The organism is Pseudomonas sp. TWR1-1-4, assembly GCF_049897165.1.
In the GTDB taxonomy this organism is placed as follows: domain Bacteria; phylum Pseudomonadota; class Gammaproteobacteria; order Pseudomonadales; family Pseudomonadaceae; genus Aquipseudomonas; species Aquipseudomonas canadensis.
Window position 1 is genome coordinate 323,918 of the sequence record NZ_JAFCVS010000004.1, and the last position, 23,477, is coordinate 347,394.

The following is a 23,477-nucleotide window of genomic DNA, read 5'->3' on the forward strand; positions in this document are numbered from 1 at the left end:
TCGCAGGTCGCCCGCGAAGATTGAAGCCGCCCCCTCAATGGGTGCATTGTGAGACCCTGCCTTGGGGAGGACATGGACCATGAAGAAGCGTGTTGCCTTGGTGCTGGGTTCCGGCGGGGCCCGGGGCTACGCCCACATCGGCGTGATCGAAGAAATCGAGCGGCGCGGCTACGACATCGCTTGTATCGCCGGCTGTTCCATGGGAGCCGTGGTCGGCGGGATCTACGCCGCCGGTAAGCTGGATGATTATCGGAACTGGATTGAAAGCCTCGATTACCTCGACGTGCTGCGCCTGGTGGACGTGAGTTTTCGCCTGGGGGCGATTCGCGGTGAGAAAGTCTTCGGGCAGATCCGCAAGATTGTCGGCGAGATCAACATCGAAGAGCTGCGCATTCCCTACACCGCCGTCGCCACAGACCTGACCAACCAGCAGGAAATCTGGTTCCAGGAAGGTTGCCTGCATCAGGCCATGCGCGCCTCGGCGGCGATTCCCAGCCTGTTCACCCCGGTGATGCAAGGCAACCGCATGCTGGTCGACGGCGGCCTGCTCAACCCGCTGCCCATCGTGCCGGTGGTGTCGAGCCATTGCGACTTGATCATCGCGGTCAACCTCAACGCCACCAACCAGAAGCACTACCATCTGCCGGTGATCCAGCGCCCGCCCGCCTTCAAGAGCCGCTTTAATAACCTGGCCAAATCACTCGGCTCGCACCTGCCATTTCGCCGCAAACAGGCCGAACAATTAATGAAGTTGGAGCAGGAAGCCTTAGAAGCCCAAGCGGCGGAGATCAACCCGTGGTTGGAGTCGGCCGAGCCGGAATCCCAACAACCCGCCGCCGCACCGGAAAAGCCGGGAGCACCAAAATCAGCGACCGGCTCGTTCATCATCGATAACGTCGGCCCGGCGTCACTGCTGGATTTGATCAACCAGAGCTTCGAGGTGATGCAGACGTCGCTGGCGCAGTACAAGATTGCCGGCTACCCACCCGACGTGCTGATCAACGTACCGAAGCGGGTCTGTCGGTTTTTCGAGTTCTACAAAGCGCCGGAGCTGATCGCGCTCGGGCGGGAAATCGCCAGTGACACGTTGGACCGGTATGAAAGTGAGCAGAGCTGAAAGAGTTGGTGTTGCTGATGGCCTCTTCGCGGGCAAGCCCGCTCCCACAGTTGACCGCGTACAGCCTGAAGAAACTCGGTCGAATGTGGGAGCGGGCTTGCTCGCAAAGAGGCCCGCCCAGACGCCTACAAGCTAAGCACTCAACAACCGATACCCCACTCCCGCCTCGGTCACGATAAACCGCGGCTGGGTCGGATCATCTGCCAGTTTCTGCCGCAGGTGGCCCACGACAATGCGCAGGTAGTGGCTGTCCTCGGTATGAGTCGGCCCCCAGATGTCCTTGAGCAATTGTTGCTGGGTAATCACCCGCCCTGGATACCGCGCCAATTGCGCCAGCACCGCGTACTCCTTGCGGGTCAGCGCCACTTCGGCACCGTCCAGCAGCACGCGGCGATAAGCCAGGTCTACCGTCAGCGGGCCAAAACGCAAGGCCGCTTCCTGGGCTTCGCCCGCTGGCGCCTGGCGTAGCAAGGCGCGCACGCGGGCGAGAAACTCCTGAATGCCGAAGGGTTTGGTGACGTAGTCATTGGCGCCACCGTCGAGAGCTTCGACTTTCTGCACTTCGCTCGCGCGTACTGACAGCACCAGCACCGGCACCGTCGACCATTCTCGAAATTCACGCAGCACTTGCTGGCCATCCATGTCCGGCAGGCCGAGGTCGAGCACCAGCAGGTCCGGTTTGCTCAACGCGGCCTGGGCCAAGCCTTCGTTGCCAGTGCCAGCCTCGATCACTTTGTAACCCTGGGAGGCCAGGCTGATGCGCAGGAATTTGCGGATCTGCGGTTCGTCATCAATGACTAAAATCGTCGCGGTCTGGCTCATGGTGTCCCATCAAAATCCGTGAAGAAAACAGGGTAGCTCATGCCTCGCGCTCCAGGCCAGGCTGCGTCGGCAGCGGCAGGAACAAGGTGATGCAGGTGCCACGCCCGTCGATACCGTCGGCCACACTGATATGTCCGCCGTGGGCCCCGACCATGCCCTGGCAGATCGCCAGGCCCAGGCCCGTGCCCTGCCCACCACGATCGCCACGGGCGGCGGTGTAGAACATGTCGAAGATCTTTGCCCGTTCTTCCTCGGGAATGCCTGGCCCCTCATCGGCCACGGCAAAAAACAGCTGATTTTCCGTAACGCCGGCGCTCAGTTGCAAGCGGCCTTGCGGGGGTGAGAAACGTGCGGCGTTTTCCAGCACATTGACCAACGCTTGCTCGATCAACGCGGCATGCACATACAACAAGGGCAACTCAGGTGGCACATCGGTGCTCACCTGCAACGGCGCCAGCACCGCACGCAGACGGCCGAGGGCGCTGCCGACGATATCGCCCGGTGACACCCAGTCCCGTGCCAGTTTCAACGCGCCATGGCCGAGGCGTGTCATGTCGAGCAAGTTCTGGATATAGCGGTCCAGGCGCTCAGCCTCATCACGGGTGCCTTCAAGCAACTCGCGGCGATCCTCCAGCGGGATGGCTTCACCGAGCGCCAGCAGGCTGTCGATGCTACCGCGCATGGACGTCAGCGGCGTGCGCAAATCGTGGGACACCGAGGCCAGCAAGGCACTGCGCAGTTGCTCGGTTTCGCCGTGCAATCGAGCGGATTCCAGCTCTTGGGCCAGTTGCGCACGCGCCAGAGCCTGGGCCAGCGGTTGGCTCAAGGCCGTGAGCAATCGACGACGTTGTCCGCTCAGCTCCAGGCCGGGTTTTGGACTGACGCCCAGCAACCCCAGCGGGCCCTCTTCGCCCGACAACGGCCACCACCACCAACGCCCGAACGGCAAGGTGCCGGTGCCCATACCCGCCGGCTGATCATGCTGCCAAGCCCAATCAGCCGCGGCGCGCTCGGCCTCGGTGAGGGTCAGCGGGCCGCCAGTTTCGATCGTCCAACCACCCTGCCCATCACGATTGACCAGGCACAGGTCCAGGTCGCTCCAGCCTTCCAAATGATGCGCAGCCGCGCTGACCACCGCCTGGCGATCGGTGGCAGCGGTGAGTTTGCGCGACAGGTCGAGCAGCTCGCTGGTTTCTTCCTGAGTGTCGCGCAACGCCTGCAATTGGCGGCGTTGGCGCGCGGCCAGGTTGCCAGTCAGCGCCGCCATCAGCAGGAAGAACAACAGCGTCAATACGTCTTCTTCACGCTGGATGGCGAAGGAAAAATTCGGCGGGATAAACAGAAAGTCATAGGTCAGGAACGACAACGCCGCGCACACCAGCGATGGCCCCAAACTACTGCGCACCGCCACCAGCAACACGGCGGCGAGAAACACCAGCGAGATATTCGGCAGCGGCAAGACGCTGGACACCGCCCACGCCACCGCAGCCGCCACCACCGTCGCTACGATCGCCAGTGCATAGTCGAACCACACCAGCCCCCGTACATCCGGCAAGCGCGGCGGTGCCGGGACGTCATCGCTGTCGAGGACGTTGATTTCCAGGCCGCGTGCATTGCGCAACAACCGCGCAGCCAAGCCACCGCCAAACAAGCGACGCCGCCAACGCATCCGCGACTGTCCCACCAGCAACAGGCTGGCGCGACGTTCAGCGGCGTGCTGGATCAGCGTCTTGGCCACCTCCCCCGCCCGCAGCAGCACTACCTCGCCCCCTAGACGCTCGGCCAGTTGCTGAGCATTCTGCAAACGCAACCGGGACTGCTCATCGCGCGCACGGCCGTTATCGATATGCACCAGGCTCCACGGCAAATGCCGACGCTGGGCAACCCGGCTGGCATGCCGCACCAGGCGCTCGGCCTGTGCATCGCCATCCACCCCCACCAACAAGCGACCACGCACCGCCGGAGCGGCCTGGCCGAGTTGGCGATAGCCCTGGGCCAAATCGTCATCCACATGGGCGGCGGCGGTTTGCATCGCCAACTCGCGCAAGGCCATGAGGTTGGTCTGGGTGAAAAACGCATCGATGGCCGCGCGGGCCTGTTCGGGCACATAGACCTTGCCGTCGCGCAGGCGCTCCAGCAGCTCGCGGGAAGGCAGGTCGATCAGCAGCAGTTCGTCAGCCTCTTGCAACACCCAGTCCGGCAGGGTTTCACGCACCTGCACGCCGGTAATGCCGCGCACTTGGTCGTTGAGGCTTTCCAGGTGCTGGACGTTGACCGTGGTGAATACGTTGATGCCGGCGGCAAGCAGTTCCTGAATGTCTTGCCAGCGCTTTTCATGGCGACTACCGGGCGCGTTACTGTGGGCCAGCTCGTCCACCAGCACCAGCTTGGGCTTGGCGGCGAGCAGGCCGTCGAGGTCCATTTCTTCAAGCATCACGCCACGGTATTCGCTGCGCAGCAAAGGCTGTTGCGGCAGGCCGCTGAGCAAGGCCTCGGTCTCGGCGCGGCCATGGGTCTCGACCACACCGGCAATCAGCCGCACGCCTTGGCGCAACTGAGTGTGCGCAGCCTGGAGCATGGCGTAGGTCTTGCCCACCCCCGGTGCGGCCCCGAGGAAGACTTTGAGCCGGCCACGGCCGTCCCGTGGCAGATCGGCTAACAAGGCATCGGCGCGGCCGGAGTCGCTCATGCGGGCAGTGTCCTTCAGGTATTGATCGGGTTACAGCTTTTCCAGGGCCATGTTCAGCGCCAGCACATTCACCACCGGCGGCCCCACCAACGGGCTTTCGATATGCTCATCGAGCAAGCGCTGCAAGGTCGACACCGGCACATTCCGTGCCGCCGCCACCCGCGCCAGTTGATAGCCAATCGCTTGTGGTGGCAAGTGTGGATCAAGACCGCTGCCAGAGGTAGTCAGCGACGCCAAAGGTACGGGCCCCTGGCCGGGTACCAACTGCTTGTTTGCGTCATCGAAGATGCGCGTCGCCAGCGCCGGGTTACTGGGACCAAGGTTGCTGGCACTGCTGGAAACCGTCGCGTAAGCGCCCGCAGATGGGCGTGGGTGGAACCAGCTGTCACCGGTAAAATCCTGGGCGATCAGGCTGGAGCCGCGCACCTTGCCACTGTCATCGCGTACCAGGCTGCCATTGGCCTGGTCCGGGAAGGCGACTTGGGCGACGCCAGTCACGACCAGTGGGTAGGCGACGCCGGTGATCAGGGTCATGAGTACCAGCAGGCTCAGGGCCGGGCGGATCATGTTGGACATTTCGGATTCCTCAATTCGGTCATTGCAACCTGTGGGCACCCAGCTGGCACCCACAGGATTCGGGTCAAACCAGGTGCAACGCAGTCAGCAGCATGTCGATCGCCTTGATGCCCACGAATGGCACCAGGATCCCGCCCAGCCCGTAGATCAGCAGGTTGCGGCGCAGCAACGCCGCCGCACTCGCCGCTTGCACACGCACACCGCGCAGCGCCAACGGAATCAGCACCACGATGATCAATGCGTTGAACACAATGGCCGAGAGAATCGCGCTCTGTGGGCTCTGCAGGTGCATCACGTTGAGCACGCCCAATTGTGGGTAGATTGAGGCGAACAGCGCCGGCAAGATCGCGAAGTACTTGGCCACGTCGTTGGCAATGGAGAAGGTGGTCAGCGCGCCACGGGTCACCAGCAATTCCTTGCCGATCTGCACCACGTCCAGCAGCTTGGTCGGATCGCTGTCGAGGTCGACCATGTTGGCGGCCTCGCGGGCGGCCTGGGTGCCGTCATTCATTGCCATGCCGACGTCAGCCTGGGCCAGCGCCGGGGCGTCGTTGGCGCCGTCGCCACACATTGCCACCAAGCGGCCGTCGTTCTGTTCATGACGAATGCGCGCGAGTTTTTTCTCCGGGGTGGCTTCGGCCAGCACGTCGTCGACGCCCGCTTCGGCAGCAATCGCTGCAGCGGTCAGCGGGTTGTCGCCAGTGACCATCACGGTGCGAATGCCCAGCTTGCGCAGCTCGGCGAAACGCTCACGGATGCCGGGCTTGACCACGTCCTTGAGGTGAATCGCACCGAGCAACTTGCCATCAGCACACACCAGCAACGGTGTACCGCCGCTTTGGGCGATCTTGTCGATTTCGCGCGACAGTGCTGGCAGCAAGTCGCGCCGTTGCTGACCGATGAACGCCAGCAGCGAATCCACCGCGCCTTTGCGGAACACACGGCCCTGGTAGTCGACCCCGGACAAACGGGTTTCCGCACTGAACGGCACAGCGGTCAGCTCATCCGCAGAGGGCTCGGCCTGCGGATGCAAGGCGCGCAGGTATTCGACAATGGATTTACCTTCCGCCGTGTCATCCGCCAAGGACGCAAACAACGCGCCTTCGGCCACTTCCTTGCCGGTGACGCCAGGCGCTGCGACCACCGCCGCACACCGACGGTTACCAAAAGTGATAGTGCCGGTCTTGTCCAGCAGCAACACATGCACGTCACCCGCCGCTTCCACGGCGCGGCCGGACTTGGCGATCACATTGAGGCGCACCAGGCGGTCCATGCCGGCGATGCCGATGGCCGACAGCAAACCACCAATGGTTGTAGGAATCAGCGTGACCAGCAGTGCGACTAGGAACACCAGGGGCAAGCTGCCATTGGCGAAGTGGGCGAAGGGTTGCAGGGTCACCACCACCAACAGGAAGATCAGGGTCAGGCCGATCAGCAGGATATCCAGCGCGACTTCGTTGGGGGTTTTCTGGCGTTTGGCACCTTCCACCAAGGCGATCATGCGGTCCAGGGTCGACTCACCCGGGTTGGCGGTGATGCGGATCAGCAGCCAGTCCGACACCAGGCGGGTGTTGCCGGTGACGGCCGAACGGTCGCCACCGGACTCGCGGATCACCGGTGCGGATTCGCCGGTGATCGCCGCTTCGTTGACCGCCGCGATCCCTTCGATGACTTCGCCGTCACCGGGGATCATTTCCCCGGCGGCAACGCGCACCACGTCGCCTTTGCGCAGGCTGGTGGCCGGTACGACCTTGAAGCTGCCATCGGCCTCTTTGCGGCGAGCGCTCAGGCCTTCACTGCCAGCCTTGAGGCTGTCGGCACGGGCCTTGCCACGCCCTTCGGCCAAGGCTTCGGCGAAGTTGGCGAACAGCACGGTGAACCACAGCCAGACCGCGATTTGCACCGCGACATAGGTGGGCACGGCGGTGTCAGGCACGAAGCACAGCACGGTGGTGAGAATGGCCGTCAACTCGACCACCAGCATCACCGGCGAGCGTTGCAGTTGACGCGGATCCAGCTTGACGAACGCCTGGACCAGCGCCGGACGCCACAGGGCGGAGATGGCAGTTTTGGCAGGCTCCTGGGTTTGCACCGGAGCCGCATTTTTTGCAGGCATATTCATTTTCATATCCCCTTAGAAGCCCATGCTCAAGTGTTCAGCAATTGGGCCCAGTGCCAGCGTCGGCAGGAAGGTCAGGCCGCCCACCAGCAAAATGGTCACGGTCAACAGGGTCACGAACAGCGGGCCATGGGTTGGGAAGCTGTTCTGGCCAATCGGTGCGGTCTTCTTCATCGCCAGGCTGCCGGCCAGGGCCAGTACCGGGAGGATGTAGCCGAAGCGGCCGATCAACATGCCCAGGCCCAACATCAAGTTGTGAAACGGCGTGTTGGCACTGAAGCCGCCGAACGCCGAGCCGTTGTTGGCACTGGCCGAGGTGTAGGCATAAAGCAACTGGCTGAAACCATGAGGGCCAGGGTTACTGATGGCACCGGCCGGACCTGGCAGGCTCGCGGCAATGGCGCCGAGCACCAGCACGCCCACCGGCATGACCAGCAAGGTCACCACCAGCAATTGCACTTCCTTGGCCTGCAGTTTCTTGCCCAGGTATTCCGGCGTGCGACCAATCATCAGGCCGGCGAGGAACACCGCGATCAGCACGTTGAGCAACATGCCGTACATACCTGCGCCGACGCCGCCAAAGATCACTTCGCCGACCATCATGTTGACCAGCGCAACCATTCCGCTAAGGGGGCTGAGGCTGTCCTGCATGCCGTTGACCGAACCGTTGGACGCCGCCGTCGTGGTCACCGACCACAGCACCGTACCGGTGGTGCCAAAGCGTGCTTCCTTGCCTTCCAGCGGCGCGGTTTGCTCCACGGCGGGATTGTTCAGGGTCGGGTTGGGCTGGTATTCGGCCCACAGCGAGGTCGCGCCCCCAATCAGGAACAGAGCCAGCATGCAGCCAAGGATCGCGCGGCTTTGGCGCAGGTCCTTCACGTAGTGGCCGAAGGTGAACACCAGCGCCACCGGGATCAGGATGATTGCCGCCAGCTCGAACAGGTTGGCCCAGGCAGTCGGGTCTTCAAACGGATGCGCCGAGTTGACGCCGAAGAAGCCACCGCCGTTGGTGCCCAATTGCTTGATCGCAATCTGGCTGGCCGCCGGGCCCAGGGGGATCACTTGATCCGCACCTTGCATCGTCACGGCATCTACATAGTGAGCGAAGGTTTGCGGTACGCCCTGCCACACCAGGAACAACGCCAGCACCAGGCACAACGGCAGCAGGCCATAGAGGGTGGCGCGTGTCATATCAACCCAGAAGTTACCCAAGGTCTTGGTGGATTTGCGACCGATCCCACGACACAAAGCGACCAGCACTGCCAGACCGGTGGCCGCACTGACGAAGTTCTGCACGGTCAGGCCCGCCATCTGGCTGAGATAACTCAGGGACGCCTCACCGCTGTAGGACTGCCAGTTGGTGTTGGTCATGAAACTGACCGCCGTGTTGAAGGCCAAGGTCCATTCCTGACCTGGCAATTTCTGCGGGTTCAGTGGGAGATAGTCCTGGAACAATAGGATCGCGAACAACAGCACAAAGCCTGCGAGGTTGAACGCAAGCAAGGCCAGCATGTATTTCTGCCAGCTTTGTTCTTGATGCTCATCCACGCCGGACAGGCGATAACAGGCACGCTCCACCGGGCCAAATACCGGCGTGAGCCAGGTGCGCTGCCCTTCCATCACCTTGTAATAGAACCGCCCCAGGAACGGGGCCGGCACCAGCACCACCGCAAAGAAGGCAATGATCAGCCAATAGTCATAACTGTGCATGGCCCGCTCCTAGTTCCGATCCGCGCGTAACAGCGCAACCAGCAGATAAATGAACAGCGCCACGGCCAATAGCAGTGACACCCCGTCCAGAACGCTCATGGAAGTCTCTCCGTTTAGCGGCGAGTGCCGCGTGTGGGGCAATTGTCGGCAGGAGTGGTGTAAAGGAACGAGAGCGAGGGTATGGGCGGGGCGTAAAGACGGCGTAAAGAGTGGGTTTATGCGGGGTTTACAGGGAGATTTGTAGTGGATGGGAAGGCCTCATCGCGGGCAAGCCCGGCTCCCACAGCGGAATGCGCTCAAGTGTGGGAGCCGGGCTTGCCCGCGATGACGGCAGTTGCAACACCACCGCACTCAACTGGTGCAAGGCTGGAAAGATTCAAACGCTAAACCATCCCCCACACGACAGTTGCTCCGCTTTACGACAATGATTCTCAGGCTGGCATGCACGCTGCAACACCTTGAATCATTCCAAACCGTTCAGGGAGCAACACAATGAATACACAACTCAAACCCACCTTGGGCACCCTGCATTTATGGGGCATCGCCGTGGGGCTGGTGATTTCCGGCGAATACTTCGGCTGGAGCTATGGCTGGGGCGTCGCAGGGACCCTGGGCTTTCTGGTCACGTCCTTGATGGTCGCTGCGATGTATACCTGCTTTATCTTCAGTTTCACCGAACTGACTACGGCGATTCCTCACGCAGGAGGGCCTTTTGCCTACAGCCGTCGCGCTTTTGGTGAAAAAGGCGGACTGATCGCGGGACTCGCAACCTTGATCGAATTTGTCTTCGCACCACCTGCGATCGCCTTGGCCATCGGCGCCTATCTTAATGTGCAATTTCCGGCGCTGGACCCGAAACATGCGGCCGTCGGTGCTTATATTGTGTTCATGGGCCTGAACATCCTCGGCGTCAAACTCGCCGCCACCTTTGAACTGGTGGTGTGTGTGCTCGCCGTCGCCGAGTTGCTGGTGTTCATGGGCGTCGTCGCACCTGCGTTCAGCTTCAGCAACTTCGCCCTGAACGGCTGGGCCGGCTCAGACACCTTTGGCGCACCCGCAATTGCCGGAATGTTTGCCGCGATTCCGTTCGCTATCTGGTTCTTCCTCGCCATTGAAGGCGCGGCCATGGCGGCTGAAGAAGCGAAAGATCCGAAGCGCACCATTCCAAAAGCCTACATCAGCGGCATCCTGACCCTGGTGATCCTGGCCATGGGCGTGATGTTCTTCGCGGGCGGCGTGGGCGACTGGCGCACCCTGTCCAACATCAACGATCCCTTGCCACAAGCCATGAAAACCGTGGTGGGTGACAGCTCCGGCTGGCTGCACATGCTGGTGTGGATCGGCCTGTTTGGCCTGGTAGCCAGTTTCCACGGCATCATCCTCGGCTACTCGCGGCAGTTCTTCGCCCTGGCACGCGCCGGCTACCTGCCGTCTTTCCTCGCCAAACTGTCGCGTTTTCAGACACCGCACCGGGCAATTATCGCCGGGGGCGTGGTCGGCATCGCAGCGATCTATAGCGACGGCCTGATCAACCTGGGCGGCATGACGTTGACCGCAGCGATGATCACCATGGCAGTGTTCGGCGCCATCGTGATGTACATCATGAGCATGCTCAGCCTGTTCAAACTGCGTAAGAGCGAACCGCTGCTGGAGCGTACCTTCCGCGCACCGGGTTACCCCATCGTGCCGGGCATTGCATTGGTACTGGCGGTGGTGTGCCTGGTAGCCATGGCCTGGTTCAACGCGCTGATCGGGCTGATCTTCCTGGGCTTTATGGTGGTGGGGTTTGCCTACTTCCAGATGACTGCGCAAGACCGTGCCGATGCACCGGCAGATGCGATGTTGACCGGGCTCTGATCTACTGAGAGGCAGAACGGGCCTACACTGAACTAGTAAGAAAGCCCGTCACTCAAAGCAGTTATTCCCGTGGGAAAGTTCTCCCACGGCAATCTGCCTCAAGGAGAGCCTTATGCCGTGGTATGCGTGGTTGATTATGGTAGTTGCGATCGGATCGATCGTCGGTGGGCTGATGATGCTGCGAGACAGCGCCAACAAAGTCGAACTCACCGACGAACAGCGCAAGCGCGTGGCCGAGCGCAACGCCCAGGCGGATGCCAAGGACGCGCAGGACCGCTGAACCTTGGGTTACTCCCAAGCCGCCTTGGCAATATGCAACCCGTGCTGCCCCTTATAGGCGGCACGTTCCGGCTGGCTCCAGCAGTTAAGCAACTCATCCTCCAGCTTGTATATCTCAACCCCCAGCGGACGGCACACCGTCAGCGGATCCTGTGCCTGCGGCCCCCACATCGGCAGCGACAGGTCCCCGCCGGGGCACGTCGACAACGCACACAGCAAATCAATCTCGGCAAAGAACTCAAGGTAATCGCCCTTCTGTGCCGGGCAAGCCTTCATGAAATACATGTCGTCATGATTGAGGCCGGTGCACTGGAAAATATTCAATACGTCATGCACGTCGAACTCGGTCAGACCGTGGGGCAAAACCGCGCGGGTCAGGTTCGAATGGCAATGGTGGTGGAAGTCTTCGCCGGTCAGCATGCGGTTCACATAGGGATCGCAACGCGTACCCAGCAAGTCGTGCAAGCGCCCGCCATGTTCGTCTATACCGTAGCTGGCCAGGCTATCGTCAGTGATTGTCACCAAAGGCCGCAGAAATGGCAGGTTCGACCATAACCGGTCATGGGTGCTGACATGGGCGCCCTGCAATTGGCGTGTACGTGCAGCCCACAATCGCTCGCGAGGGTCGTTGGCGTTCCACACATTGAAATCACCCACCTGCGGGCCGACCGGCGTGGTCACGCGGAACACGTGCCCGGCCGGCACTTTCCACGCCCTCCCCGTACGGATCGGCACTTCGAACTGCTCGATCAATGTGCGTTGCTGTTTTCGATCACGAATACGCTCGTAAAACGCCGTGTCGACCTGCAGCGCCGAACCTTTACTGACTTGGTACGCGGCCGGATAGTCTTTGTACATGGTGCAGATCCTCAATCAGGGGCGGTTAAACAAGGCCAACGACAGGCGTTCCGAATCATCCAGGTACAGGCTCATTGCCTCCCCTGCCGCCGGTTTATCCTGTTGGGCCAATAAGGTGAAAATTTCACGATCGCGCTCCAACCACGGTGATTGAAAACGCTGTTCATCAGGCGCGGCGCAAAACACCAGACGCAGTTGAGCGATGACTTGGGCAAAAAACTCATCGAACAAAGGGCTGCGCATCAACCCGACAATCTGCTGGTGAAACACCAGGCTGTGAGTGGCGACCGCACGCCAGTCCTCGCGCTCACGGGCCAGGGTGGTTGCGTCGATGGCGTTTTGCATGTGTTCGGATTGGGCCGCTGTCAAAGGACCGCTTTGGGCGATGGACTGCAGTTCCAAGGTGCGACGGACTACGAACAAATCACGCACTTCCTCTCGTTCCAGTCGTCGGACCATGACCCCTTTGTTGCGCACATAGCGGGTCAACCCTTCTTGCCCCAAACGGTGCAACGCCTCGCGGATGGTGTTGCGTGAGGCGTTGTAGGCCTTCACCAGCTCCACTTCGACCAACGGCATGCCGGGCAGCAACCGCCCACCGATGATGTCAGCACGCAGCTCCAGGGCGATCTGGTCGGCTAAAGACAAGCTGAGTGTCATGACCACCTCGCGATTGTTGAACAATCTTCTGCGTTAGAGGTAATCACGTTTCATGCCAATGTGCATGGATGAAAAAAGGCCCAAGTTGGTTAAGATGCCAGCCTGTAACCGAGGCCACCCCATGCGTTATTCATCTGACCACAAAGCCCAGACTCACCAACGCATTATCAAAGAAGCCTCCGACCGCTTTCGTCGCGACGGTATTTGCGCGACTGGCTTACAGCCGCTGATGAAGGCGCTGAACCTTACTCATGGTGGGTTTTATGCGCATTTCAAATCCAAGGATGAGTTGGTGGAGAAGGCGCTGCAGTCGGCTGCGGCAGAGCTGGATGCCCATTGCGAAATGCTGTTCAGCCAGGAACGGCCGCTGGAAGCATTTATTGACAGTTACCTCTCGGAATGGCACCTGACGTCTCCAGACCAAGGCTGCCCGCTGCCGACCATGTCGTCCGAACTGGGCCTGAGGGGCCAGCACAGTCCGACGACGGATGCGGTGCTTAAGGCTCGACTGAATCAGATTGAAGCCGCGCTGGAAAACCCGAATGCCGATCGGCAGAGCCTGGTAATGATGTCGACGCTGGTGGGTGCATTGGTGCTGGCTAGAAGTGTCAAAAGCACAGAGTTGGCGACGCGCATCATGGACGTGGTGCGGGAAAGCTTGAAGACGCAAGTGCACAATGTTGAAAAGGCCGATCAATGACCGGCCTCGTTTCTTGCCTTACTTGATCACGATCCTTTCGCGGTTCTTCTCCAGCAAAGCCTTGCCGATACCTTTTACTTCCAGTAACTCGTCCACCGCGGTGAACGGACCGTTGCTTTCGCGATAGGCGATGATCGCCTTGGCCTTGGCAGCCCCGATGCCGAAGAGATCACGGCGCAGGGTTTCAGCATCGGCGGCGTTCAGGTTGACCTTGGCGGATTGCTCGGCCTGACGCGTTTGCGCGGAGAGGGGGGCTGGCGCTTCAGGCTTGATGGACGGCGCTGCGGTGGTGGCTACGGAGATGCTGGTGAGAAAGGCAAAGATAAGGGAGGAAATATAGATGTTTTGCATTGGTGACGCTCCATGACATCGATAAGAGAAAAGCAGCTTTTCCGAAGCTGCCTTTCTACGTTAGGTCATGTTTGGGACGAGTCAAAAATGGGAAGATTACTGGGTATTACTCTGCCGACCCTGCAGTCAGTAGAGCCTGCATTTCCAGTTAAGGCCCCAAGCAGGTAGAATCGCGATTACTTACGGAAAAATCAGCTCGAACGCACATGAAAATTGCCCCCTTGTGCGATCGTGCTGATCTTGAAACCTATTACTTCTGGCAGCCGGGCGTTTGAATATCCGGCGCTAGGCACATTAAAAACACCGTCCGTCGGACAGTACACTGACGGCCAAATGCCGCCATGGAACAACCGTTCCCGGGCAGCCTGGTTTTCTGCCTTAACCTATATCAAAAATGCCCTAGGCCTGGGTATGTAGTCTGCGCGCTGAATGCCTTATGCCTTCGCACTTTCAGCGCAACGACGAGAGGAGATGTAAACGTACATGGGTATCAAAAGTATGTCGCAGGTGTGTGCAAGAGCCTACGTCCAATGGGATGGACGGATCTCTTATGACGCCCTCCCCGAGCGTGGTGTCTGACACATGTCGATTGTCACGCTCTCGAACCACAAGACATTTACGGCGGAATCCGGAAAAAGCCTTCTGGATTGTGCGAAGTCCCAAGGGACTGTACTCGAGTATAGCTGCCGTAACGGTCGATGCGGCGTATGCAAGGCTAACGTTATCCAGGGCGAAACTGAGCTGGTTCAGCCCGAACTGGCACTGACGGAAGAAGAGCGTTCTTCGGGAACCATCCTGACATGCTGCCGAGCCGCGATCACCGACGTTGAACTGGATATCGAAGACCTTGGGTTATTGGCTGATATTCAGATCAAAACCATGCCTTGTCGCCTCGACACCTTGGAACGCCTTGCAGACGATGTCGTACGAGTAGTGCTTAGAACACCGCCCAGAAGTGCGTTGTTCTACCTTCCCGGGCAATACATCGATGTCATTGGAAAGGACGGCGTACGCCGTAGTTACTCCATTGCCAACGCCGTCCGTGAGGATGCCAAGCTCGAACTGCATATTCGCCAAGTCGCCAATGGGGTCATGAGTCAATATTGGTTTGACGAAGCCCAAGCCAACGATCTACTGCGGCTGGAAGGCCCTCTGGGAACGTTCTGCCTGCGCGATGCCCGGACTACGAACCTGGTGTTCATGGCTACCGGAACGGGGATTGCACCTGTCAAGGCCATGCTCGAAGCATTGGCGGCCGCGCCTGAATCAATTAGCAATAAGCGTATCTATGTATATTGGGGCGGTCGCACGGAGGCAGACCTGTATTGGCACCTCGACTTCCCGACACTGGACCTGATCTACCGGCCCACTCTTTCTCGTGCGAATGCACAGTGGTCAGGTGCAACGGGCTACATCCAACAAGCAGTACTTGCAGAAAACCTTGACCTCGCGGATACCTCGGTCTACGCGTGTGGCTCTGAAGCCATGATTCATACGGCGCGCGAAGTGCTGACACAGGCTGGCCTGCCCCTCAAACATTTCCATTCTGATGCCTTTGTAAGCTCGAATTGAACCGGAGACAGCATGAAAGCAGTTATTTTGGCCGGTGGCCTGGGAACACGGCTCAGCGAAGAAACCAGTTTGCGCCCAAAACCAATGGTGGAAATCGGCGGCAAGCCTATCCTCTGGCACATCATGAAGATGTACTCCGCACACGGCATCAATGACTTCATTATCTGCTGTGGCTACAAGGGATATGTGATCAAGGAGTACTTTGCCAACTACTTCCTCCACATGTCCGACGTCACTTTCAACATGCGCGACAACACCATGAAGGTGCACGACCAACGTGCTGAAGACTGGAACATCACTCTGGTCGACACCGGCGACGAGTCCATGACCGGTGGTCGCCTGCGTCGTGTCGCCGACTATGTCAAGGACGAAGAAGCTTTTTGCTTCACGTATGGTGACGGCGTCAGCGACATCAATATCAGCGCCACCCTGGACTTCCACAAGTCACATGGCAAGGCCGCGACACTTACCGCGACCTATCCGCCTGGTCGTTTCGGTGCCTTGGATATCCAGCAGGGCCAAGTGATGAATTTCAAGGAAAAACCCAAAGGTGATGGCGCACTGATCAACGGCGGTTTTTTCGTGTTGAAGCCTGAAGTACTCCAGTACCTGAAGGACGACAGTACGACCTGGGAACAGGAACCACTGATGAACCTGGCAGCAGAGGGCCAACTGATGGCCTATGAACACCCAGGGTTCTGGCAACCGATGGACACGCTGCGCGACAAACACTACTTGGAAGAGCTTTGGCAGTCCGGCAAAGCCCCTTGGAAAACCTGGGCTTGAACATGACGTCGACCGTTTCCCCAGCCTTTTGGCGAGGCAAAAAAGTCTTCCTGACCGGCCACACTGGATTCAAGGGCAGTTGGCTGTCTTTATGGCTGACCAGCATGGGCGCACAGGTGAAAGGTTTTTCCCTGGCACCACCGACCCACCCTGCCCTGTTCGTCGAGGCCAAGGTGGCCCAAGGCATGGAGTCGGAGCAAGGCGATATTCGTGATCGCGCGGTAATCGCCCAAAGCATGGTGAGCTTTAACCCCGACGTGCTGATCCATATGGCAGCGCAACCGTTGGTCCGTTTGTCCTACCGCGAACCGGTCGAGACCTACGCTACCAACGTGATGGGCACCCTGCATGTGCTGGAAGCCGCCCGCCAATGCCCGAACCTGCGGGCTATCGTCAACGTCACCACCGACAAATGCTACGAAAACCGTGAATGGGAATGGGGTTATCGTGAAGACGAACCCATGGGCGGCCATGACCCGTACAGCAACAGCAAGGGGTGCGTGGAACTGATCACCAGCGCCTACCGCAAATCGTTTTTCAACAACCCGCAAGGTACCGCGCTGGCGTCCGGCAGGGCCGGCAACGTGATTGGCGGCGGCGATTGGGCAGAGGACCGGCTGATACCTGATATCCTCAGTGCCTTCGAGAAAGGTCAACCCGTCACAATACGCAATCCAAAATCGACCCGGCCATGGCAACACGTGCTGGAACCGCTGAGTGGTTACCTTGTGTTGGCTGAACATCTCTGGACCCATGGGCATCGTTTTGCCCAGGGCTGGAACTTCGGCCCCAAGGATGAAGACGCACGCCCAGTGGAGTGGATCCTTGACCACATGGTGCAGGCTTGGGGTAAAGACGCCCATTGGCAACTGGATCAGGACGCGCAACCGCATGAGGCCAACTACCTCAAGCTGGATATTTCCAAGGCGCGCGCCCACTTGCACTGGGCACCCAGCTGGAACCTCGAGACCACGCTCGCCCGAATAGTTAACTGGCATCGCGCCTGGTTGAGCGGCAACGACATGCAGGCCCATTGCCTGGAAGAAATCAATGCCTACATGCTCGCCATGCAGGCCGGCAACAACTAACTCTATTTTTTAGCAGGATTTTTCATGACCCCCGATATGCTCCGCCAGGAAATCAGCAAGCTCGTCGAGCAGTACGCCAACGTTGCATTGGCGAGCAAGCCGTTCGTGGCTGGCGAAACCATTATCCCGCCGTCCGGCAAAGTGATCGGTGCGCGTGAGTTGCAGTTGATGGTCGAAGCCTCCCTGGATGGCTGGCTGACCACTGGCCGTTTCAATGCCGAATTCGAGAAAAAGCTGGCAGAATTCCTCGGTGTCAAATTCCTGCTGTCGGTCAACTCCGGCTCTTCCGCCAACCTGGTTGCTTTCAGCACGCTGACCTCACCCAAACTCGGTGAGCGCGCGATCAAGAAAGGCGATGAAGTGATTGGCGTGGCCGCGGGCTTCCCAACCACGGTCAACCCAATCGTTCAATTTGGCGCGATCCCGGTGTTCGTTGACGTTGACATGGCTACCCACAACATCAACGCTGACCTGATCGAAGCGGCCATCACACCGAAAACCAAGGCGATCATGCTGGCCCACACCCTGGGCAACCCGTTCAACCTGGGCAAGGTCAAGGCGCTGTGCGAAAAGTACAACCTGTGGCTGGTGGAGGACTGCTGTGACGCCCTCGGTGCGACGTATGACGGCAAGCTGGTAGGTACTTTCGGCGACATCGCCACCCTCAGCTTCTACCCTGCGCACCACATCACCATGGGTGAAGGTGGTGCAGTGTTCACCAACAACCCGATGCTCAAGGTGATTGCCGAGTCGTTCCGCGACTGGGGCCGCGATTGCTACTGCGCACCCGGTTGCGACAACACTTGCGGCGACCGTTTCGGCCAGCAATATGGCAGCCTGCCTCAAGGTTATGACCACAAGTACGTATACGCGCATTTGGGCTACAACCTGAAAATCACCGACATGCAAGCCGCCTGCGGCCTGGCCCAACTCGAACGAGCCCAAGACTTCATCGATACTCGCAAGCGCAACTTCAAACTGCTCAAGGACCGACTGTCCAGCCTGTCCGAGTTCCTCGAAATCGCCGAAGCAACTCCCAACAGTGACCCATCGTGGTTCGGCTTCCCGGTGACACTCAAGGAAAGCAGTGGCGTCAACCGTGTTGATTTGTTGAAGTACCTTGACCAGCACAAAATCGGCACACGCCTGCTATTTGCAGGCAATTTGACTCGCCAACCGTACTTCCAGAACCTGGAGTACCGTGTAGTGGGTGAATTGACGAATACCGACCGCACCATGAACCAGACTTTCTGGCTCGGCGTACAGCCGTCGCTAGGCCAGGAGCATTTTGAGTTTGTCGGTGAGAAGCTGGAAGAATTCTTTGGGATTGGTTTCTAAACAATGAAAGCATCGGATGCGGTTGCGTTAGTTCTTGCTCAGAACAAGGTGTTGTATGGCTACGAGTTGATCGGAGGGATGATCACCCACCTGGTTGACAGCATCAATCAGTTGGGTGAGACCAAGCTAGTCTCGGTCCACCATGAGCAAGGGGCAGCGTTTGCTGCATCCGCGGTTTCTCGCGCGACACACCATGAGGTACTTGGTGTCGCCTTGGGCACAAGCGGCCCTGGCGCAACCAACCTGATTACCGGTATTGCTGACTGCTGGCTTGATAGCCATCCCTGCCTTTTCCTGACGGGCCAGGTGAATACCTACGAACTCAAGGGCGACAGGAATATCCGCCAACAGGGTTTCCAAGAGCTTGATAGCGTGGCGCTGGTCAGCAGTATTACCAAATATGCCTACCAGATCAGGCACGTGGACGAGTTGCTCCCGTGCCTGCAAAAGGCGATCGACACTGCCAGAGAGGGACGCCCAGGCCCGGTTCTGCTGGACATCCCTATGGATATCCAGCGAAGCGACATTGATGACGCCGTCGTACACGCGCTTTTGGTACCACAGCCGGAGCGGGTCGAGGCTTCCTTACAGGAGTCCGACCTGGAAGCGATCAAAAACGCGCTGGCATCTGCCCAAAATCCTTTGATTCTGTTGGGTGGAGGGGCTGTCAACGCACGTAACTTCACACCGTGGCTCGATCAACTGGAAGCGTCGGGCATACCTTACGTCGCCAGTCTGAAGGGAGCAGAAAAGGTCCCGGCGAGCGCGAACTACCTGGGCATGCTCGGCGCCTACGGAACGCGTACCGCCAACTATGCCGTGCAGAATTGCGATTTCCTGCTGGTGCTGGGTAGCCGCCTGGATGTTCGACAAACCGGTGCCAAACCCGAAGATTTTGCCCGCAAAGCCCAGGTTTTCCAGATCGACCTGATGGAGGGGCAACTGAACAACCGCGTTAAGGCGCATTCTTCCTACGTGATGGAACTGAACACGTTTTTCGCACGGTTCCCTCTTTCCAAAGTGCAAGAAAATACGGCATGGGCTACCTGGGCTGCTGATTTACGAGCTGATTTCGATCAGAGCTTCGTCGATGAGTACACTGATTGGTCGGTGAGCCCTTTCGTCATCTGCTCAACCCTGAGTGCTTTGACCAGAGGGCGTGCTGTCGATTTTGTTGCCGACGTCGGCAACAATCAGATGTGGGCGGCGCATACGTTGCGATTGAGCCAGGGTCAATCCATGCACCATTCCGGCGGTCTCGGCACCATGGGGTTCGCGATCCCGGCGGCCATTGGCGCCTGCAACGCGGGCAACAAGCCTGTCATTGTCATTACAGGTGACGGCGGGGCTCAGCTCAATATCCAGGAACTGGATATCATCGCCCGCGACCAACTGCCCGTCTTGATCATTGTGCTTAACAACCACTCCCTGGGAATGGTCCGCGGGTTCCAGGAAATGTACTTCGAGGGACGCAACTCTTCGACCTACTGGAATGGCTACACCTCACAGTTCAAAGCCATTGGTGAGGCCTACGGCATCAACTCCGCGGTCGTGAGCACCCATGATGAATTTGCGACGCAGGTCAGAATGTTCATTGAATCACCCCGTCCCGCGCTGATCGAACTGATGATGCCTGACGCCCGAGAATGCCGTCCACGGCTAGAATTTGGTCGCTCGATTGATCAGCAGTTGCCTGAAAAAACGCGGACATCACGCTGATGCACATCGCAATATTCGGCGCGAACAGCCAAATTGCCCAAGACCTGACACGTTCACTCGCCGCAGCTCGAACATTCGAGTTGAGCCTGTTTGTGCGGGACAAAAACAAACTCGACATATCGGCATTGATATCCGCAGAACAGCGAAGTATCAAAATCTTTGAGTACGCCGAGTTCGATCAAAACACTCCGTTCGATGCAATCATCAACTTTGTAGGGGTCGGCGACCCCGCAATGGCATCGAGAATGGGATCTGCCATTTTCGACATCACCTATGAGTATGACAAGCTCGCACTCGAATACCTTAAAGCCAACACCGAGTGCCGCTATATATTCCTGAGCAGTGGTGCTGCCTATGGCGGTGATTTCGCAACCCCCGCACAGGCTCAGACCCTCGCCACGTTTGACATAAACAACTTGAAATCAACGGATTGGTACGCTGCCGCAAAGTTTTACGCAGAGGCGAGGCACCGAGCGCATCAGGGCCTTAGCATCGTGGATATCCGGGTATTCAACTACTTCAGTCACACACAAGATTTGAGCGCACGTTATTTTATAACCGACGCTGTACGCGCCATCAAGGACAACACCGTACTGACGACGTCTCCCGCGAACATGTTTCGTGACTACATAACGCCCCTGGACTTTTACACGCTTATATCAAAAGCATTGACATTCAACGGAGACCTCAACGTAGCTGTCGATTGCTATACCAATGCCCCAACCGACAAGTTTTCAATACTCGATCATCTTCGGAACAATTTCGGCCTACAATTCACCGTTGAAAAAACCACTCAACACATCAATGCAACCGGTGCTAAACAGCACTATTATTCCGAAAACAGAATGGCATCGACATTGGGCTACGCACCACACTTCAACTCCATTGAAGGATTGACTCATGAAATCGAAAGATGTCAATTCATTAAATGAATTATAGAAAAATATTCAATCACGACTTTCGCAACACTGCAATAAATCAGTTATGGCGATTACTCTCGGGACCTGCCCTGCTCATCCTGGTCCCCCTTTACCTGTCATCCGAAGCCCAAGGATACTGGTACACCTTCATCAGCATGGCCGCACTCGCGGTGTTCGCAGACATGGGGTTTTCTGCCGTGCTGCTATTGTTCGCCTCGCATGAATTTGCACACCTCAAGTTCAATAATCAGAAAGAACTTTGCGGCGCACCTGAGCACATCAGTCGACTGGCGACGTTATTATCTTTCGCCATGCGCTGGGCCAGCGGCATGGCGCTCGTTGTTTTCCCGGCCGTGCTCTTGATCGGGTATTTCATACTGAATGGCAAGACGTCCCAGATAAACTGGCAACTTCCGTGGCTGGTATACGGTGTGGCATCCGTCATTGTATTCATCAATAGCATTGCACTCTCCTTCATAGAAGGATGCGACAGCGTGGGTGACATTCAGAAAATTCGTTTCCATGTCAGCGTGATCAGTGTATGCGTGACCGTTATCCTGCTGATCAGCGGCGCAGATCTGTATGCTCTGGCCTTTTCATTATTAGCCGGCGCACTGGCAGGCACCTCAATAATCCTTCATCGCTACAAAGCCATGCTGGGACAGCTTTATAAACTGACAAAACTCAACAGCCACCCTTGGTTCAAGGAAATAATGCCGCTCCTTTGGCGTTTCGCATTGAGTTGGGTCAGCGGCTATTTTGTACTGTCTATATTCACCCCTCTCTCTTTCAGCTATCACGGGGCCGTACAAGCAGGCCAAGTTGGTTTCTCAATGGCCATTTGCATGGCAATGTTTAGTATCGCCAACATTTGGATAACCATTATCACCCCAAAAATAAATATGTATGCGGCCCATCGTAATACCACTGCGCTCGATCAAGCCTTCAGAAAAGGCGTAGCGCTGGCAATAGCCACTTATGCCGCGGGCATGGTAACGCTCTTCACCGGCCTCTGGCTGATGGAGGGCCACCCCTTGATAGAGAACCGCCTGCTGCCGACCCTCCCTCTGTTGATGGTCAGCATAGGATGGCTGATGCAGCTGATCATCAATGCAATGGCGATCTACATGAGGGCTTATAAAAAAGAGCCACTGGTCGTGGTATCGCTCCTCAATGGGCTGTATGTTGCGATCACAACTTTGCTGGCCGCGAAGTACCTTCCGTTCGAATACCTTTTTTCTGGTTTTACAAGTGCGTACGTCTTGGTCTTACCATGGGTTTATTGGATTTTTAGATCTTTCAAAAGGCGTTCATCATGAGTTTTCAGCCTAATCCTGTATTGTCCATTGCACTGCCTACCTACAATCGAGCGGACTTCCTTGACAGCTCGCTGGCGACGCACCTGCCGATACTAAGGCGCCATAACATTCAAATTTTCATTTCCGACAATGCCTCGACAGATGAAACCTTCAAGATTGTCGAAAAATGGAAAGCGGAATACCCGCTGCTGCACTACTCGCGCAACCACGAAAATCTGGGCGCGGATTTAAACTTTGAAAAAGCGCTGTCTTTATCGGACACCGCATACACATGGCTACTGGGCGACACTTCACAATTCTGTGCCGACGATCTCGACAAGGTATTGAATCTTTTAAAAACAAACATCCCTTATGACGCCGTATTGGTAAACCTCGTAAACAAGATTGAAACGCCGGAAGCCACCTATCAAGACGCCAATGCATTACTGGAAGATCTCGCAGGGCTCATGAGCTGCATGAGCTGCTTGATCTATAGCAAAGCGCTGATAAATGATGCAGACTTTTCCCGCTATCACAATTCTAACTTCATACAAACAGGCATCCTCTTCGAGTCTATTGCGAACCGCCCCTTTCAAATTCATTGGCTACCCCAGGCATCCGTCACATCCCTTGAAAGCCCACATCTCACGAAAACCAGTTGGGCCCACACAGACAAAATATTCAAGATCGGCCTGACCTGCTGGGTTAACTTTATATTTTCGTTACCCGTCAGCTATTCGCTGAAAGGAAAACTTAAAGCCTGCACCCGTTTTGGCGAAGTATCCGGCGCGTTCACGATCAAAGGCATGCTGTCTCTGAGGGCCAGAGGGTTGTTAAACTACGGCGTCTATAAAGCGTACCGAACGGATCTCAGGCTGTCCGTGGGCTACCCTAGTTGGATCGTCATGGTGATATCAGTCATTCCAAGATCGATGCTCAGTAAGGCAGTCAACCTGTACCTCAAACGCGCACGCACTCTACCGGTGGCAGACCACTAGTTTGCTTCCACCTGTTTACA

General features: G+C 57.8%; 21 protein-coding genes. 12 read left to right on the forward strand and 9 right to left on the reverse strand.

The genetic code is table 11. The annotated features are described in order from the left end of the window. The first annotated feature begins 79 nt into the window (after nt 1-79). Nucleotides 80-1,117 (forward strand): patatin-like phospholipase family protein, encoded by a 1,038-nt coding sequence (locus ACP7C6_RS13605; RefSeq protein ID WP_028619502.1) that lies wholly within the window; start codon nt 80-82, stop codon nt 1,115-1,117. Between the two features lie 132 nt (nt 1,118-1,249). On the opposite strand, the gene ACP7C6_RS13610 is transcribed toward ACP7C6_RS13605, so the two are convergent. The 6 genes from ACP7C6_RS13610 to kdpF all read right to left on the reverse strand — a co-directional run bounded on the left by ACP7C6_RS13610 (nt 1,250) and on the right by kdpF (nt 9,132). Continuing rightward, nucleotides 1,250-1,939: a response regulator gene (locus ACP7C6_RS13610; RefSeq protein ID WP_308908556.1), complete on the reverse strand. Its 690-nt coding sequence runs from the start codon at nt 1,937-1,939 to the stop codon at nt 1,250-1,252. Nucleotides 1,940-1,976: 37 nt separating this feature from the next. Beyond that, nucleotides 1,977-4,628, reverse strand: coding sequence for a sensor histidine kinase (locus tag ACP7C6_RS13615; protein WP_028619500.1), 2,652 nt, complete (start codon nt 4,626-4,628; stop codon nt 1,977-1,979). A 30-nt stretch (nt 4,629-4,658) separates the two neighbouring features. Continuing rightward, complete coding sequence (kdpC, locus tag ACP7C6_RS13620) at nt 4,659-5,204, reverse strand: potassium-transporting ATPase subunit KdpC (RefSeq protein ID WP_122686654.1); 546 nt, start codon at nt 5,202-5,204, stop codon at nt 4,659-4,661. A gap of 64 nt (nt 5,205-5,268) precedes the next feature. After that, complete coding sequence (gene kdpB / locus ACP7C6_RS13625; protein ID WP_028619498.1) at nt 5,269-7,326, reverse strand: potassium-transporting ATPase subunit KdpB; 2,058 nt, start codon at nt 7,324-7,326, stop codon at nt 5,269-5,271. Nucleotides 7,327-7,338: 12 nt separating this feature from the next. Then, entirely contained in the window at nt 7,339-9,033 is a 1,695-nt protein-coding gene (gene kdpA, locus ACP7C6_RS13630) for a potassium-transporting ATPase subunit KdpA (protein WP_122686652.1), read from the reverse strand. Between the two features lie 9 nt (nt 9,034-9,042). Beyond that, nucleotides 9,043-9,132 carry a K(+)-transporting ATPase subunit F gene (kdpF, locus tag ACP7C6_RS13635; RefSeq protein WP_003218754.1) on the reverse strand — a complete coding sequence of 30 codons (90 nt, stop codon included), beginning with the start codon at nt 9,130-9,132 and terminating at the stop codon, nt 9,043-9,045. A 393-nt stretch (nt 9,133-9,525) separates the two neighbouring features. On the opposite strand from kdpF, the gene eat reads away from it, so the two are divergent. After that, nucleotides 9,526-10,890, forward strand: a complete 1,365-nt coding sequence (gene eat, locus ACP7C6_RS13640) for an ethanolamine permease (RefSeq protein WP_016975347.1) — start codon at nt 9,526-9,528, stop codon at nt 10,888-10,890. A gap of 112 nt (nt 10,891-11,002) precedes the next feature. Then, on the forward strand, nt 11,003-11,170 hold the full coding sequence (locus tag ACP7C6_RS13645; RefSeq protein WP_003172675.1) for a DUF2897 family protein: 168 nt from the start codon (nt 11,003-11,005) through the stop codon (nt 11,168-11,170). An 8-nt stretch (nt 11,171-11,178) separates the two neighbouring features. On the opposite strand, the gene ACP7C6_RS13650 is transcribed toward ACP7C6_RS13645, so the two are convergent. Continuing rightward, nucleotides 11,179-12,027: an urea carboxylase-associated family protein gene (locus ACP7C6_RS13650; protein WP_426108890.1), complete on the reverse strand. Its 849-nt coding sequence runs from the start codon at nt 12,025-12,027 to the stop codon at nt 11,179-11,181. A 15-nt stretch (nt 12,028-12,042) separates the two neighbouring features. Next, nucleotides 12,043-12,687: a GntR family transcriptional regulator gene (locus tag ACP7C6_RS13655; RefSeq protein WP_028619495.1), complete on the reverse strand. Its 645-nt coding sequence runs from the start codon at nt 12,685-12,687 to the stop codon at nt 12,043-12,045. A gap of 121 nt (nt 12,688-12,808) precedes the next feature. On the opposite strand from ACP7C6_RS13655, the gene ACP7C6_RS13660 reads away from it, so the two are divergent. After that, nucleotides 12,809-13,387: a TetR/AcrR family transcriptional regulator gene (locus tag ACP7C6_RS13660; RefSeq protein ID WP_353631674.1), complete on the forward strand. Its 579-nt coding sequence runs from the start codon at nt 12,809-12,811 to the stop codon at nt 13,385-13,387. 18 nt (nt 13,388-13,405) lie between these two features. On the opposite strand, the gene ACP7C6_RS13665 is transcribed toward ACP7C6_RS13660, so the two are convergent. Then, entirely contained in the window at nt 13,406-13,738 is a 333-nt protein-coding gene (locus ACP7C6_RS13665; RefSeq protein WP_028619493.1) for a ComEA family DNA-binding protein, read from the reverse strand. Nucleotides 13,739-14,320: 582 nt separating this feature from the next. On the opposite strand from ACP7C6_RS13665, the gene ACP7C6_RS13670 reads away from it, so the two are divergent. Genes ACP7C6_RS13670 through ACP7C6_RS13705 form a run of 8 tightly spaced genes read left to right on the forward strand, consistent with a single transcriptional unit; the run spans nt 14,321 to nt 23,457 of the window. After that, nucleotides 14,321-15,310: an FAD-binding oxidoreductase gene (locus ACP7C6_RS13670; protein WP_028619492.1), complete on the forward strand. Its 990-nt coding sequence runs from the start codon at nt 14,321-14,323 to the stop codon at nt 15,308-15,310. Between the two features lie 12 nt (nt 15,311-15,322). After that, a complete protein-coding gene (gene rfbF, locus ACP7C6_RS13675; protein WP_028619491.1) occupies nt 15,323-16,096 on the forward strand; it encodes a glucose-1-phosphate cytidylyltransferase in 774 nt (257 codons plus the stop codon). Nucleotides 16,097-16,098: 2 nt separating this feature from the next. Next, nucleotides 16,099-17,184: a CDP-glucose 4,6-dehydratase gene (rfbG, locus tag ACP7C6_RS13680; protein WP_308908553.1), complete on the forward strand. Its 1,086-nt coding sequence runs from the start codon at nt 16,099-16,101 to the stop codon at nt 17,182-17,184. A 24-nt stretch (nt 17,185-17,208) separates the two neighbouring features. After that, nucleotides 17,209-18,522: a lipopolysaccharide biosynthesis protein RfbH gene (gene rfbH / locus ACP7C6_RS13685; RefSeq protein WP_028619489.1), complete on the forward strand. Its 1,314-nt coding sequence runs from the start codon at nt 17,209-17,211 to the stop codon at nt 18,520-18,522. A gap of 3 nt (nt 18,523-18,525) precedes the next feature. Continuing rightward, nucleotides 18,526-20,241 (forward strand): thiamine pyrophosphate-binding protein, encoded by a 1,716-nt coding sequence (locus tag ACP7C6_RS13690; protein WP_308908552.1) that lies wholly within the window; start codon nt 18,526-18,528, stop codon nt 20,239-20,241. Further along, nucleotides 20,241-21,173 (forward strand): NAD-dependent epimerase/dehydratase family protein, encoded by a 933-nt coding sequence (locus ACP7C6_RS13695; RefSeq protein WP_028619487.1) that lies wholly within the window; start codon nt 20,241-20,243, stop codon nt 21,171-21,173. Before ACP7C6_RS13690 ends, ACP7C6_RS13695 begins: the two co-directional genes overlap by 1 nt. Then, a complete protein-coding gene (locus tag ACP7C6_RS13700; protein WP_426108891.1) occupies nt 21,170-22,480 on the forward strand; it encodes a hypothetical protein in 1,311 nt (436 codons plus the stop codon). The genes ACP7C6_RS13695 and ACP7C6_RS13700 overlap by 4 nt, the downstream gene beginning before the upstream one ends. Further along, on the forward strand, nt 22,477-23,457 hold the full coding sequence (locus ACP7C6_RS13705; RefSeq protein ID WP_426108892.1) for a glycosyltransferase family 2 protein: 981 nt from the start codon (nt 22,477-22,479) through the stop codon (nt 23,455-23,457). The genes ACP7C6_RS13700 and ACP7C6_RS13705 overlap by 4 nt, the downstream gene beginning before the upstream one ends. Nucleotides 23,458-23,477: the final 20 nt, after the last annotated feature.